Origin of the sequence: Bacteroides sp. CAG:633 (assembly GCF_000435115.1) — a bacterium.
Taxonomy (GTDB): domain Bacteria; phylum Bacteroidota; class Bacteroidia; order Bacteroidales; family Bacteroidaceae; genus Bacteroides; species Bacteroides ndongoniae.
In genome coordinates this window covers 1-13,939 of sequence record NZ_FR883045.1, presented here as the reverse complement: position 1 = coordinate 13,939, position 13,939 = coordinate 1, and the positions used below count along the sequence as shown (strand labels likewise).

Sequence of the window (13,939 nt, the reverse complement as noted above, 5' to 3'; positions counted from 1 at the left end):
GATCCTTATAAGACTTGCGAAGAAACTCAGCCTATCTGCTTCGAAAATGCAAAATGGGCTTACGTAGTAGGTTGCGCCATCGCACTGAAAAAAGGCGTTAAAACAGCTGCCGAAGCTGCTGAAGCTATCGGTATCGGTCTGCAGGCATTCTGCATCCCCGGTTCTGTAGCTGACGACCGTAAAGTAGGTCTGGGCCACGGTAACCTGGCTGCCCGTCTGCTGAGCGAAGAAACCAAATGTTTCGCCTTCTTGGCTGGTCACGAGTCATTCGCTGCTGCTGAAGGTGCCATCAAAATTGCCGCTAAGGCTGACAAGGTTCGTAAAGAGCCTCTGCGTTGTATCCTGAACGGTCTGGGTAAGGACGCTGCCATGATCATCTCTCGTATCAACGGCTTTACTTACGTACAGACTCAGTTCGACTACTACACTGGCGAACTGAAAGTTGTGAAGGAAATCGCTTACAGCGACGGTCCTCGTGCCAAAGTAAAATGCTACGGTGCCGACGACGTTCGCGAAGGTGTAGCTATCATGTGGAAGGAAGGCGTAGACGTTTCTATCACTGGTAACTCTACTAACCCGACACGTTTCCAACACCCGGTTGCCGGAACTTACAAGAAAGAACGTGTATTGGCTGGTAAGCCGTACTTCTCAGTAGCTTCTGGTGGTGGTACAGGACGTACTTTGCACCCGGATAACATGGCTGCCGGTCCTGCTTCTTACGGTATGACCGATACTATGGGCCGTATGCACTCTGATGCTCAGTTCGCTGGTTCTTCATCAGTTCCTGCTCACGTAGAAATGATGGGATTCCTGGGTATCGGTAACAACCCGATGGTAGGTTGTACAGTAGCTTGCGCCGTTGACGTTGCTACTGCGCTGAATAAGTAATCTATACTTAATCAAAATAATAAATCCCTGTAACTTTATGAGTTATGGGGATTTTTATTTTATCAGTACTTCCATAGGTAAATTAGGAAGGAATAGAAAAAAGTCCTCACAGATAGCGCTATTATTGCGCAACTTTACTATCTTTGTATCATAAGCAAGTCTGTTTATGAAACTAATAGAAAACAACATACAGAAGATTTTCGCTTTGTGCAAAAAGTACAAGGTAAGCAAACTATTTGTGTTTGGTTCTATACTTACTGATCGCTTCAATGATGATAGCGATGTGGACTTCGTTGTTTCTTTTAACAAAGTAGAGGTAAATGATTATTTCGACAACTACTTTGATTTCAAATATTCGTTGGAAGAATTGTTTGGCAGAAAAGTGGACTTGTTGGAAGAACAGACTATAAAGAATCCATATCTGAAAAAAAATGTGGACGCAACAAAAGCATTGATCTATGGATGATTTGACAAAGAAACACCTGCAAGATATTCTGACTGCCATCGAAGAAATAGAAAGTTTCTTTGGTGACAAACCCAAATTGTTTGATGACTTCTACAGCAATCTTTGCCTTAGGCGTGCTATTGAACGAAATATAGAGATTATTGGCGAAGCAATGAACAGAATATTAAAAACGGACAAAAATATCGCCATCACCAATTCACGTAAAATTGTGGATGCAAGAAACTATATTATTCATGGCTATGACAGTTTATCGGCAGATATTCTTTGGAGCATGGTAATCAATCACCTGCCGAAACTAAGAAGTGAAGTAACCACTTTATTAAGTTATGAATGAAACACGTTAGTTAAACAAGAATTCTCCCTTTATTTTTCCCTAGTTAGGAAAAAATTTTTCTCCAGTTAGGAAAATATTTTTTCCTAACTAGGCAATTTTACACAGCCAACTCCCCGACAGACAACAGAGAATCTGGCAAGCTTCCACACAAAATAGCCGAGCATTCAAAGAAAAGCCGTATCTTTGCGGCATGAAACAAGAATTGAAAGAAAACGGCGGACTTCCCGCCTCCATTTTATGGACGCTCGCCATCGTAGCAGGAGTATCGGTAGCCAACATTTATTACAACCAGCCCTTACTAAACCTGATCAGACATGATCTGGACGTGTCTGAGTTTCAAGCCAACCTGATAACCGTCATCACTCAGGTAGGTTATGCTTTGGGATTGCTGTTCATCGTACCACTGGGTGACTTGTATCATCGCAAGAACATCATCCTGACCAACTTTACGTTATTGATATTCTCGTTGCTGGCCATTGCATGGGCTCCTAACATCTACATCGTTTGGGCTGCCTCTCTGCTGACGGGCATCGGTTCGATGATACCACAGATTTTCGTCCCGATAGCTTCCCAATTCTCGCGTCCCGAGAACAAAGGCCGTAACGTAGGTATGGTCATTTCGGGACTGCTGACAGGTATATTGGCCTCGCGTGTGATTAGCGGATACGTAGGCGACGTACTGGGCTGGCGCGAAATGTATCTGATTGCGGCAGGACTGATGGTGATATGCGCCATCGTTGTGCTGAAAGTCTTGCCCGACATCCGGCCGACTTTCGAAGGCAAATACAGCGACCTGATGAAATCGCTGTTCCAGCTGATACGCGATTATCCGGCTCTGCGCATCTACTCGGTACGTTCAGGTCTGGTATTCGGATCGTTTCTGGCCATGTGGTCGTGCCTGGCGTTCAAGATGGCCGGAGCTCCTTTCTATGCCGGAAGCGACGTTGTAGGTATACTTGGCTTATGCGGCATTGCAGGCGCATTGACAGCCTCATTCGTCGGCGGAAGCATCAGGAAAGTAGGCATCCGACGATTCAATTACATCGGCTTCACACTGAACCTGTGCGCATGGGCATTGCTCTATTATGGCGGCAACAGCTATGTGGGCATCGTAGCCGGTATCATCCTCATCGACATCGGCATGCAATGCGTACAGCTGAGCAACCAGGCCAGCATCTTCGAACTTTGTCCTTCGGCCTCCAACCGCGTGAACACGATTTTCATGACCACCTATTTCATTGGCGGTTCCTTAGGCACTTTCCTGGCCGGAAGCTGCTGGGAAATGTGGGGCTGGGCAGGCGTGGCCCTGGCCAGTGTAACACTCACCTTACTGGCAGCCCTACTGACACTTTGTACCAAGAAATAACTTAGCAATCATAAACTTCACATGAATAAAGAAAAGAGAATACCCTCCCCATTTGTCTCCCTCCTGCCGATACTGCTGCTGGTGGGAATGCTGTTCGCCACCATTCATACTTTCGGCAGCGATGCGCTGAGCGGTGGAAGCCAGATATCCCTGCTCGTCACGACGGCTGCCTGCGCATTCATCGGAGTGGCTTTCTACCGCATCCCATGGAGAGACTACGAAATAGCAATCACCAACAACATCAGCGGTGTAGCTACCGCCATCATCATCCTGCTGATAATAGGTGCACTAAGTGGTGCCTGGATGATTAGCGGCGTAGTGCCTGCCCTGATATATTACGGCATGCAGATTCTGCATCCCGACTTCTTTCTAGCCTCCACTTGCCTGATTTGTGTCATCATCTCCGTCATGACAGGCAGCTCGTGGACTACCATTGCCACCATCGGCATAGCCCTGCTGGGTATCGGCAAAGCACAGGGATTCAACGAAGGCTGGATAGCAGGTGCCATTATCTCGGGCGCTTACTTCGGCGACAAAGTTTCGCCTTTGTCCGAAACAACCATTCTGGCGGCGTCGGTCACCGAAACACCACTGTTCCGACACATCAAATACATGATGATTACTACCATTCCTTCGCTGGTCATCAGCCTGATACTGTTCACCGTCATGGGACTGACTCACGATACGGGCGGAACGGAACAGATCAGTGAGATTTCAGCAGCACTGGACAGCAAGTTCAACATCACCCCCTGGCTGTTGATCGTACCGATAGTGACAGGCATCCTGATTGCCCGCAAGGTACCTTCCATCATTACCCTGTTTGCATCAACCCTACTGGCAGGCCTGTTTGCCCTTATCTTCCAGCCCGATCTGCTGAGAGAGATTGCCGGCAACGGCAGTCTGTTCAAAGGTTGCATGATGACCTTTTACGGCAGTACCAGTCTGCAAACCGATAACGCCATGCTGACCGAACTGGTAGCCACACGTGGTATGGGAGGCATGATGAACACCGTATGGCTCATCCTTTGCGCCATGTGTTTCGGCGGTGCCATGACGGCCAGCGGCATGCTGGGCAGTATCACGTCGGTCTTTGTACGCTTCATGAAGAATACCTTCAGTATGGTGACATCGACCGTTGCTTCCGGACTCTTCTTGAATCTGGCTACGGCCGACCAGTACATCAGCATCATCCTGACAGGCAACATGTTTGGCAACATTTACAAGAAGCGGGGATACGAAAGTCGCCTGCTGAGCCGCACAACCGAAGATGCCGTCACCGTCACTTCGCCACTGATACCTTGGAACACGTGCGGCATGACGCAGGCCACCATTCTGAGTGTGCCAACACTGGTCTACCTGCCATACTGTTTCTTCAATATCATCAGTCCGCTTATGAGTATATGCATAGCAGCCATCGGTTACAGAATTTATAAAAAGAAGGAAGACGACAATGCATAAACATCGGACGTTATCAATTATTATATCACGTTTGTAAGCAGATAAACGAACTATTCGCTACATTTGCAGGCAGAAAATAAAAAGAACAAGGAAATGCAGATAAGAACAAGGAATACACTGTTTTATTTGTTAGGAGGACTTCTTGCACTGACAAGCCTCTTCTCGTGCGGCGTAGACCGCTGGCCGGAGTACTATCCGTGGACGGGACGTGACCTGTGGATAGACAGCGTCATGCGGGAAGACTACCTGTGGTATGAAGAAATTCCTTCGTTCGACGACCTGAACTATTTCCTTGAACCGCAATCCTTCCTCGACGCAGCAAAGTCGGAGAAGGATAACGGAATCTCTTCGGTAGACACCCTACTGACTACCTCCACTCCCAGTTACGGCTTTGACTATTCGCTGAGCCAGGTGCCGGACAACGACACGGCCTACTACGCCATGGTGACCTACGTTGTTCCCGAATCGCCGGCAGCCGAAGCTGGCCTGAAACGCGGCGAATGGATAATGATGGTGAACAACGACTATATCACCAAGAAAAATGAAACCATACTGACCGAAGGCGAGAGCAAAGACATCGTCATCGGGAAATATACCGTACACACCGAGACTGGAGAAGACGGAACGGAAACCGAAACTGCCGAAGTTGTGAAAGACCGAGAAAGCGTATTGCCGGCCACACGACCGGTAACAGATGCCGTCATACCGGCCAGCACCATCGTACAGCACAACAATAGTAACATCGGCTATCTGGCCTACAACAGCTTCGACACCGAAAGCGATACACAACTGCTGGAGTTCTCGAAGACTTGCGCAACGAACAATGTAAAAGATTTCGTGCTGGACCTGCGATACAATGCCGGAGGCGATATGGAAAGCGTACAAAGACTGGCCTGTATCCTTGCCCCATCCGACAAACTGGGCGGTACGCTGGCCACATTGCAATACAACCAAAAGAAAAGCGGAAAGAACCATGACCTGATATTCGACGCACAGCTGCTGGTAGGAGGTTCCAATCTAAATCTGTCTACCGTATACATACTGACAAGCGGTACCACGGCCGGAGCGGCTGAAATGTTGATCAACTGCCTGACTCCCTACATGAAAGTTATTGTAGTAGGCGAGACGACGAAGGGCGAATACATCGGTACCGAGCGCTTTGAGAACACGCAATTCATGTGGGCACTGCGACTGGCTGTCTGCGAGATATTCAATGCACGAGGTACAGCCAATTATACCAACGGATTCACTCCCAGCTATTCGGTCAGCCCACTAAGCGACCCTGCTACCGTATTGCCTTTGGGCGACCCGAAAGAAGCACTGTTAAGCGCCGCTTTAGGAATCATTGACGGCAGCATCAGCCTGGACGGTTCAGAAACAACCCGCGCAACAAATGCCGCCAACGTAAAAGAAGTAAAAATGAAACGTACCTTCCCACGAGGTATCATCGTCCGATAACCAGGCAGAAAGGTACGGGAGAAGAGCTTAGCGCTTGAAATATTTCTCGAAGAAAAGTATCTGATAATCGATTGAATTGTTCCAATACCGTCCGTCGTGAACACCAGGACGGGTAATGAAGTCGTGATCGATACCACGTTCCAACAAACGCTTGTGCAAGTCTTTATTCACTTCAAGGAAGAAATCTTTCTCACCGCAATCAATGATCAGTGCCAAATCACCGTTGGCTATGCTGTCGAGCTGGTTGACAACGGTATGTGCATCCCACAACGCTTTGTTCGATTCATTGTCGCCAAGCTGTACTGCCATTTCCCAGTTCTTGGGGAAAGGACGGATATCCACTCCTCCACTCGTACTGCCAGCTGCACCAAACACGTCTTTATGGCGTAAAGCATTCCACATGGCTCCATGTCCGCCCATGCTCAGGCCAGTAATGGCACGACCTTTCCGGTCGGCACGCGTAGCATAATGGGCATCCGTGTACTTTATCAGTTCCGAAGAGATAAAAGCCTCGTAACGTACATCTTCATGCTTCGGACTATCCCAATACCAACTGTTCTCACCGTCGGGACAAGCAAAAATCAATCCCTTCTCATCAGCAATCTTCCCCAACTCCGGCTTGATGCCAATCCAGGTTCCGGCATTCCCGCCATAACCGTGCAGCAGATAAACCACCGGACATGCCTGCGGATTCTCTCCCAAAGCTTTGTCGGGTACTACATAAATCACCTCTACCTTCTTCTTCATCGAAGGACTGTCCACCCACGTTGTATCGACACGTGCACCCTGCACCGAAACAGACAGCAACAGTAGCAAAACAGCGGACAAACTAGTTCTTTTTCTTACATTTTTCATCGTTTTACATCTATTTCATTATTTTTATGCGCCAAAATTAGTAAGTTTGCAGCATAAACACTCAAAACATTATATGGAATTTGTCATCATTCTTATCTTATTGGTTCTTAACGGCGTATTTGCCATGTACGAAATAGCTTTGGTTTCCTCCAGTAAAGCCCGTCTGGAAACGCTGGTAGGCAAAGGAAACAAAAGAGCCAAAGGCGTACTGAAACAACTGGAAGAACCGGAAAGATTTCTTTCGACCATCCAAATAGGCATCACACTCATCGGAATTGTTTCGGGTGCATACGGTGGCGCCACACTTGCCGACGATGTACGACCGCTGTTTAGCGTTATTCCCGGCCTTGCAGCCTATGCCAACACGCTTGCCATGGTCATGATTGTGGCCGTCATTACCTATCTGTCGCTTATCATCGGCGAACTGGTTCCCAAAACCGTGGCTCTGAACAATCCTGAGAAATGGGCAACTTTGCTCAGTCCTTTTATGATAGCTTTGACCAAGATATCGTATCCCTTCGTCTGCCTGCTGAGCGCATCAACCAAGCTGGTGAATAAAATGATCGGTATGGAAAACAACGAGGAACGCCAGATGACACAGGACGAACTGAAAATGATTCTGCACCAGAGTTCGGAACAGGGTGTCATCGACAAAGACGAAACCGAAATGCTGAAAGACGTATTCCGCTTCTCGGACAAACGGGCTAATGACCTGATGACTCATCGGCGCGACGTCATTGTGCTGCACCCTTCGGACACACAGGAAGAAGTATTGCGCATCATCCGCGAACAGCATTTCAGTAAATACCTGCTGGTAGATAAAAGCAAGGATGAAGTAATCGGAGTGGTATCAGTGAAAGACATCATCCTGATGCAGGGCAACAGCAATCAGCCGTTCGACTTGCGCAGCATTGCACGTCCACCTCTGTTCATTCCCGAAAGCCTGTATGCGAAGAAGGTGCTCGAACTGTTCAAAAAGAACAAGAACAAGTTTGGCGTTGTAGTAGACGAATATGGAAATACAGAAGGCATCATCACCCTGCACGACCTGACAGAAAGTATTTTCGGTGACATCCTCGAAGAGAACGAAACGGAAGAAGAAGACATCACCGTGCGTCAGGATGGCTCCATGTTGGTAGAGGCCTCGATGAACCTGGACGACTTTATGGAGGCTATGGGCATCATGAACTACGATGACCTGCGCGAAGAAGACTTTACCACACTGAGCGGACTGGCCATGTTCCTTATCGGACGGGTACCCAAGGCAGGTGACTTGTTCAGTTATCAGAATCTGGACTTCGAAGTAGTAGACATGGACCGTGGACGTGTAGACAAATTGCTGGTCATCAAACACGAGGAGGAAGAAGAGAAAGATTAACCAGCCCAATCATAGATATTAGTCAGTAGCCGGAAGGCATTTTCTAGCCCCACCCTATGCGAAGAAAAGCCTTTGACGACTGTACATACATATATATAATAATGTATAGGAGCACAAAAAAAGATTGCAAGTCCTGACGGTACAGAACTTGCAATCTTTGCTTTTTATATCCTTTTGTTTTCCCTTTCCTTTTGACGGGAGAGGAAAACTTATCTGCTAAATATTATTTCTTCGGAGAAGAATATCTGGCATTCAAGCCATCCAGAATTTCCTTCGTGATGTTGTAAACGCTATCAGCATAAAGCAGGTTATCGAAACCGGTATTGCTGATAATCAGACTATAACCTTTTGTCTTGTTGTATTCCTTCAGGAATGCATTGATAGAATCGCGCAGTTGAAGGCTGTTCTTGTCGTTTTCGCTCATCAACTCTGACTGAAGTTTATTGCTCAAAGCCTGCAGGTCCTGTTCCAACTTGGCAATGCGGTTGTATTCCTGCTGTGCTCTTTCCTGTGAGAGATAGGCGTTATTCTGATATTTAGTCTGGAATTCCTGTTTCTGCTTATCCAGTTCCTTGGCTTTCTGGTTCAGCGTCAGACGAACATTCTCGCTCTTCTTCACCATGGCTTCGTTCAAATCGATGCAGAAGTTGTATTTAGCCAAAAGGGTATCAATTTCCACATAAGCAATCTTCATGCCCGACAATCCGGCTGCAGCCTGTGCAGGAGCACCTGCTGTTTGAGTTTCTGTTTTGCCGGTACATTGAGAAAACAAAACGATCAGTGCAAGAGCTACCAAACCGTTCATCAGATAGTTCAATCTCTTCATAACTTGATAAATATTGTTTTTAGAATTAATTAGTTCAGACTCTCATTCAGTTTCTGTTCCAGTTCGTCGATGGAAAAGCGACGCTTGCGTTGCGCTTCCCTGTCCTGCGACTGTACGCATCCGATACCCCTATCACGCATTGCCTTGCTTCCGCTGACATGTGAATTCGGGAAACGCCCGCCTTTCACAAAAAACACTTTTACGCCCAGCAATACGACGCAAATAGCAACTATTAACAATGTTATTAATATGGTATGGAGCATATTCACTATTTTTGTGGGTGCAAATATAGGGCTTTGGACGGACTAACGTACCCTTTTTACATTAAAAAAAGAGAGAGGGGAAGAGAATAGTCAACCATTTTAACCATATTTAGCAATGAGAGGTTAAACTAATGAAGATAATCGAATGAAAAATGAAGATTTAAAACCGCAGGGCGTGTTCCATTATTTCGCAGAAATATGTAAAGTGCCACGCCCCTCGAAGAAAGAAGAAAAGATTATAGCCTATCTGCAAGCATTCGGAAAAAAGCATAATCTGGAGACACTGACCGACGAAGTTGGCAACGTACTGATAAAGAAAGCTGCCACGCCGGGAATGGAAAACCGTAAGACCATCGTACTGCAATCGCACGTCGACATGGTGTGCGAGAAAAACAACGACGTGCAGCACGACTTCCTGAACGACCCCATCGAAACCGAAATCGACGGAGAGTGGCTGAAAGCCAAAGGTACCACACTGGGAGCCGACAACGGTATTGGCGTAGCAACCGAACTGGCTATTCTGGCCGACGACACCATAGCACACGGCCCGCTGGAATGTCTGTTCACCATCGACGAAGAAACCGGACTGACCGGTGCTTTTGCCTTGAAAGAAGGCTTCATGAACGGTGACATCCTGCTAAATCTCGACTCGGAAGACGAAGGCGAACTGTTCATCGGCTGTGCCGGAGGCATCGACACCGTAGCGCAATTCGCCTATCAGGAAGTGGACGTACCTGCCGGTTACTTCTGCTGCAAGGTACAGGTGAAAGGACTGAAAGGCGGACACTCGGGCGGCGACATCCACCTGGGACGCGGCAATGCCAACAAAATTCTGAACCGTTTCCTGAGCCAGACACTGAAGAAGTACGACATGTATCTGTGCGAGATTGACGGCGGAAACCTGCGCAATGCCATCGCACGCGAAGCACATGCCGTTATCGCCTTGCCCGAGGCCGACAAGCATGCCGTACGTGCCGACTTGAACATTTTTGCTGCGGAAGTACAAGCCGAATACAACGTAACAGACCCCGACCTGCAACTGCTGATGGAGTCGGAAGCACCGCGCGCAAAAGCCATCGACAAAGACACCACCAAGCGCCTGCTCCAAGCCATCTATGCAGTGCCTCACGGTGTATACGCCATGAGCCAGGACATTCCGGGACTGGTAGAGACATCTACCAATATGGCTTCGGTGAAGATGAAACCCGGAAACATCATCCGTATCGAAACCAGCCAGCGCAGTTCTACCGCTTCGTCCAAACGCGATATGAACACAATGGTACGCACCGTATTCGAAATGGCCGGTGCCGAAGTTTCTTCGGGCGAAGGCTATCCGGGCTGGAAACCCAACCCGCACTCCGAGATTCTGGAGATTGCAACCGCTTCGTACAAACGTCTGTTCGGTGTAGATGCTAAGGTAAAGGCTATCCATGCCGGACTGGAATGCGGTCTGTTCCTTGACAAGTACCCGACACTGGACATGATTTCATTCGGTCCTACCTTGCAGGGAGTACACTCGCCCGACGAACGGATGCTGATTCCTACCGTACAGAAGTTCTGGGATCACCTGCTGGACATCCTCAAGAACGCACCTGTCAAGAAGTGATCTGCTGATACATAAACAAGGACTGACCATGACGGACCAGACACTGCCCGCGCCGAACCGTTGTTTCTGCATTCTTCCTGCACCGGAAGACACAGCCACGCGGCGGACGTGCCTTGAGCCTTCAAGGTCAGTCCTTTCTGTTTTTCCTCCGCTGAAAAGATGGGGAATTTGCGCTTGCATGCTGCTACTTGCCCTGACGGCATCCGGCCAGATACGCCGGGACACTGCCCGGTTCCGCGTCATGTCGTACAACGTCGAGAACCTCTTCGACTGCCGACACGACACCCTGAAAGAAGACCGGGAATTTCTGCCCGATGCCATCCGCCACTGGAACTACACGAAATACCGGAAGAAACTGAACGACATCGCCCGCGTCATCACCGCCGTAGGCCAATGGGAAGCGCCTGCTCTGGTAGCCTTGTGCGAAGTGGAGAACGATACGGTCATTCGCGACCTGACCCGCTACTCTGCCCTTCGCGAAGCCGGCTACCGCTATCTGATGACTCATTCGCCCGACCTTCGGGGCATTGATGTGGCTTTGCTCTATCAGCGGCACTTGTTCAAGCCCATTGCTCATCGAAGCATCTCCGTCCCGCCGCCCGGCAAAGACAGCCGCCCTACCCGCGACATCCTCCATGTCAGCGGCCTGTTGCTCAATCTGGATACGCTCGATGTATTCGTCTGTCACTTCCCCTCCCGCTCGGAGGGCGCAAGGGAGACGGAGCCTTATCGCCTACGAGCCGCCCGATTAGTAAGGCAGGCAGCAGACAGCCTGCTGCACGTCCGCCAACGGCCGCAAATACTGATTATGGGCGACTTCAACGACTATCCACACAATAAGTCCATACGCCAGGTGCTCGGAGCACAGTTACTGCCAGAAAACACCGACGAAAATGCAGATTCGTCCGTCGTCGCCGCACAGCCCGATCCTTACGGGCTCTATCATCTGCTGGCGCACCAGGCAGCCCGCCGCAAGCACTTCGGCAGTTACAAGTATCGGGGTGAATGGGGACTGCTCGACCACATCATCGTATCGGGCACGCTACTACTCCCCGACGCACCCTGCCACACCCGCGGGGGAGACGTCTTTGCACCCGACTTTCTGCTGGTTCCGGACAAGAAATACGGCGGCAAGCAGCCCTTCCGCACCTATTACGGCATGAAGTACCAAGGGGGCTACAGCGACCACCTGCCTGTCTGGGCCGATTTCTACGTCCTCTATTAAGCCCGGACCTGACAACTCACACGGTAGTTACCAGCCCTTCGAAGAAGTCGCTCAAACCTTGGCGTGCTTCGGCCAGCTTGTCTTCCCAATGCTTCACCGAGTTTTGTCCGATGACGTCCGTCACATACTTCACGGCTATGAAAGGCACTCCCTTGGCACGACACACCCATGCCTGGGCAAAGGCTTCCATGTCTACTACATCGCCTTTCACGTCAGTCAGCTCGGTCAGGAAGCTGTCGCCGGTATTGCACGTACCGTTGTCGGGCCAGTGCAAGCAATAGCCTTTCTGCGTCAGCAGTTCGGCAGAGTCAATCTGCCACTCCATGCCCAAATCGGAAAGTTTCTGCATGTCGCGGTCGACAAAGTGGCGGCACACCAGCACATCGCCTACCTGACGGCTGACGCTGCCTGCCGTACCCACATTTACCACCAGATCGGGCTGCCCGTGCGCGATGGCTTCGGCCAGATAAAAAGCCGACTTCACCTTACCGATGCCCGTGCGCAAATAGCCCACCTGCACTTCCTCACCCCCGACGATGCCGGGAAACTTCAACTCCGTAAATTCGCCTTGAACGGCGTAAGTAACCAGTATTCTCATCTTGTTTCTTTTTTATTCACCACCGAGGAGACAGCGTTTCATAGCGTCTTCCTTGTCCTTCCGGACAATGGCCCTGCAATACGCAGCATCCTCCGTAGCGTACATTCTACATTTTAATATAAGTCTTCAGCGCCTCCACATACTCCTCGAAAGCATCGACGCCACAGGGGGTAATCTTACAGACCGTACAAGGCATCTTGCCCTTGAAAGTCTTTGTTACCTCCACATAGCCAGCCTTGTTCAGTTTGTCTATCTGCACGCTCAGATTGCCTGCCGTGGCTCCCGTCTGCTGACGGATGTAGACAAAGTCAGCCTCCTCGACACTGAGCAGCAGCGACATGACGGCCAGCCGAAGCTCGCTATGCAGCAAAGGATTCAGTTCTTTAAACATAACGGTTCCTTTCTTATGCGTTAGGTATAACCTCCCTGCGAGCCCGACGATTCAACACATGCCCCGGGATAACCAGCGACAGCAGCACAATGACGGCAAACACAAGCAGCGTTGCAGAAGATACACCACTGGAAACCACCTGAAACACCAGCACCAGACTCCAGGCAAAGCCCAGCGAAGGCAATCCCGAAAACAGGGTATAACGGATGATAATGCCCGTAAGCAGACTGCCCAGCGAAACCAGCATGGCACACAACGGCAGAATCAGTCCGTAAGCCTGATACAACGTAGCAAACACAGCCACACCACAACAGGCAATGCCAATCATCTGCCACACCTGACTCACTACACGGTCGGTATAGTCCTTCGCTCCCTGCTGCTTCCGCCACCGGCGGCCAAACCACCACGACAGCAACCATCCCACCACCGGCAGCGTCCAAAAGCCCCACAGGCAGGCAGTACAGTTCGTGAAATACAAGGCAGCCCACACACCCAGCGTAACCACCACACCGGTATATCCCCACAACAGGAACATATTTCCACCGCCCGCATCCAGATTGCGGCGCGTATTGCGGATCATCTGCGCTATCAGCTCCAGACTCTCCCTTTCGTTCAGTTTTCGGTCTTCCATCATTTGTCCTCCTTCATTTGTTTTACATGTACAGGGTTCCCCCTCATTCTATTAGTCACAGTTGTCGTTCGAACTCCATTGCAAAGATAAAAGGTTTATTTTATAAACCAAATTATATCATAAATAAAAATACGTTCTAAACTACTTTTTCTCCAGATTCGTACAACCAACGCCCCCGTGCACATCCCCTCCCCCG

General features: G+C 49.4%; 15 protein-coding genes. 9 read left to right on the top strand and 6 right to left on the bottom strand.

Annotation, left to right across the window (positions count from 1 at the left end; translation table 11 throughout):
* The 6 genes from QVP67_RS05980 to QVP67_RS05955 all read left to right on the top strand — a co-directional run.
* The coding region (locus QVP67_RS05980; RefSeq protein WP_288179955.1) for a GGGtGRT protein at positions 1–888 on the top strand (888 nt) is incomplete at its 5' end.
* Between the two features lie 166 nt (positions 889–1,054).
* Positions 1,055–1,354, top strand: a complete 300-nt coding sequence (locus QVP67_RS05975; RefSeq protein ID WP_022162656.1) for a nucleotidyltransferase family protein — start codon at positions 1,055–1,057, stop codon at positions 1,352–1,354.
* Positions 1,347–1,688: a HepT-like ribonuclease domain-containing protein gene (locus QVP67_RS05970; RefSeq protein WP_022162655.1), complete on the top strand. Its 342-nt coding sequence runs from the start codon at positions 1,347–1,349 to the stop codon at positions 1,686–1,688. The genes QVP67_RS05975 and QVP67_RS05970 overlap by 8 nt, the downstream gene beginning before the upstream one ends.
* Before the next feature lie 190 nt (positions 1,689–1,878).
* Entirely contained in the window at positions 1,879–3,054 is a 1,176-nt protein-coding gene (locus tag QVP67_RS05965; protein ID WP_022162654.1) for an MFS transporter, read from the top strand.
* Positions 3,055–3,075: 21 nt separating this feature from the next.
* Entirely contained in the window at positions 3,076–4,512 is a 1,437-nt protein-coding gene (locus QVP67_RS05960; RefSeq protein ID WP_022162653.1) for a Na+/H+ antiporter NhaC family protein, read from the top strand.
* A gap of 93 nt (positions 4,513–4,605) precedes the next feature.
* Positions 4,606–5,970: a S41 family peptidase gene (locus QVP67_RS05955; RefSeq protein ID WP_022162652.1), complete on the top strand. Its 1,365-nt coding sequence runs from the start codon at positions 4,606–4,608 to the stop codon at positions 5,968–5,970.
* A 27-nt stretch (positions 5,971–5,997) separates the two neighbouring features.
* Here the strand turns inward: QVP67_RS05955 and QVP67_RS05950 are convergent, their stop codons facing one another.
* Positions 5,998–6,825 (bottom strand): alpha/beta hydrolase, encoded by an 828-nt coding sequence (locus tag QVP67_RS05950; RefSeq protein ID WP_288179954.1) that lies wholly within the window; start codon positions 6,823–6,825, stop codon positions 5,998–6,000.
* A gap of 73 nt (positions 6,826–6,898) precedes the next feature.
* Between QVP67_RS05950 and QVP67_RS05945 the strand changes: the two genes are divergently transcribed.
* Complete coding sequence (locus tag QVP67_RS05945; protein WP_022162650.1) at positions 6,899–8,203, top strand: hemolysin family protein; 1,305 nt, start codon at positions 6,899–6,901, stop codon at positions 8,201–8,203.
* Between the two features lie 223 nt (positions 8,204–8,426).
* Here QVP67_RS05945 and QVP67_RS05940 read toward each other — a convergent pair whose 3' ends face one another.
* Both QVP67_RS05940 and QVP67_RS05935 read right to left on the bottom strand, forming a co-directional pair.
* Positions 8,427–9,029 (bottom strand): OmpH family outer membrane protein, encoded by a 603-nt coding sequence (locus tag QVP67_RS05940; protein WP_022162649.1) that lies wholly within the window; start codon positions 9,027–9,029, stop codon positions 8,427–8,429.
* 29 nt (positions 9,030–9,058) lie between these two features.
* Entirely contained in the window at positions 9,059–9,292 is a 234-nt protein-coding gene (locus QVP67_RS05935) for a hypothetical protein (RefSeq protein WP_022162648.1), read from the bottom strand.
* A gap of 145 nt (positions 9,293–9,437) precedes the next feature.
* On the opposite strand from QVP67_RS05935, the gene QVP67_RS05930 reads away from it, so the two are divergent.
* Positions 9,438–10,898: an aminoacyl-histidine dipeptidase gene (locus tag QVP67_RS05930; protein WP_022162647.1), complete on the top strand. Its 1,461-nt coding sequence runs from the start codon at positions 9,438–9,440 to the stop codon at positions 10,896–10,898.
* Positions 10,899–11,076: 178 nt separating this feature from the next.
* Positions 11,077–12,123, top strand: coding sequence for an endonuclease/exonuclease/phosphatase family protein (locus QVP67_RS05925; RefSeq protein WP_288179956.1), 1,047 nt, complete (start codon positions 11,077–11,079; stop codon positions 12,121–12,123).
* Positions 12,124–12,139: 16 nt separating this feature from the next.
* Here QVP67_RS05925 and QVP67_RS05920 read toward each other — a convergent pair whose 3' ends face one another.
* From QVP67_RS05920 to QVP67_RS05910, 3 genes are all read right to left on the bottom strand, one after another.
* On the bottom strand, positions 12,140–12,721 hold the full coding sequence (locus tag QVP67_RS05920) for a 5'-methylthioadenosine/S-adenosylhomocysteine nucleosidase family protein (RefSeq protein ID WP_022162645.1): 582 nt from the start codon (positions 12,719–12,721) through the stop codon (positions 12,140–12,142).
* Positions 12,722–12,827: 106 nt separating this feature from the next.
* The gene (locus QVP67_RS05915; RefSeq protein WP_022162644.1) at positions 12,828–13,112 is read right to left on the bottom strand and encodes a winged helix-turn-helix domain-containing protein; all 285 of its coding nucleotides are present in this window, start codon (positions 13,110–13,112) and stop codon (positions 12,828–12,830) included.
* Between the two features lie 13 nt (positions 13,113–13,125).
* Positions 13,126–13,746 carry a hypothetical protein gene (locus QVP67_RS05910; RefSeq protein ID WP_022162643.1) on the bottom strand — a complete coding sequence of 207 codons (621 nt, stop codon included), beginning with the start codon at positions 13,744–13,746 and terminating at the stop codon, positions 13,126–13,128.
* Positions 13,747–13,939: the final 193 nt, after the last annotated feature.

Coding starts and splice junctions, on each gene's coding strand:
- QVP67_RS05945 (WP_022162650.1), top strand. CDS start 6,899: ATGGAATTTGTCATCATTCTTATCTTATTGGTTCTTAACGGCGTATTT.
- QVP67_RS05920 (WP_022162645.1), bottom strand. CDS start 12,721: ATGAGAATACTGGTTACTTACGCCGTTCAAGGCGAATTTACGGAGTTG.
- QVP67_RS05930 (WP_022162647.1), top strand. CDS start 9,438: ATGAAAAATGAAGATTTAAAACCGCAGGGCGTGTTCCATTATTTCGCA.
- QVP67_RS05910 (WP_022162643.1), bottom strand. CDS start 13,746: ATGATGGAAGACCGAAAACTGAACGAAAGGGAGAGTCTGGAGCTGATA.
- QVP67_RS05915 (WP_022162644.1), bottom strand. CDS start 13,112: ATGTTTAAAGAACTGAATCCTTTGCTGCATAGCGAGCTTCGGCTGGCC.
- QVP67_RS05925 (WP_288179956.1), top strand. CDS start 11,077: ATGCTGCTACTTGCCCTGACGGCATCCGGCCAGATACGCCGGGACACT.
- QVP67_RS05965 (WP_022162654.1), top strand. CDS start 1,879: ATGAAACAAGAATTGAAAGAAAACGGCGGACTTCCCGCCTCCATTTTA.
- QVP67_RS05955 (WP_022162652.1), top strand. CDS start 4,606: ATGCAGATAAGAACAAGGAATACACTGTTTTATTTGTTAGGAGGACTT.
- QVP67_RS05950 (WP_288179954.1), bottom strand. CDS start 6,825: ATGAAAAATGTAAGAAAAAGAACTAGTTTGTCCGCTGTTTTGCTACTG.
- QVP67_RS05970 (WP_022162655.1), top strand. CDS start 1,347: ATGGATGATTTGACAAAGAAACACCTGCAAGATATTCTGACTGCCATC.
- QVP67_RS05935 (WP_022162648.1), bottom strand. CDS start 9,292: ATGCTCCATACCATATTAATAACATTGTTAATAGTTGCTATTTGCGTC.
- QVP67_RS05975 (WP_022162656.1), top strand. CDS start 1,055: ATGAAACTAATAGAAAACAACATACAGAAGATTTTCGCTTTGTGCAAA.
- QVP67_RS05940 (WP_022162649.1), bottom strand. CDS start 9,029: ATGAAGAGATTGAACTATCTGATGAACGGTTTGGTAGCTCTTGCACTG.
- QVP67_RS05960 (WP_022162653.1), top strand. CDS start 3,076: ATGAATAAAGAAAAGAGAATACCCTCCCCATTTGTCTCCCTCCTGCCG.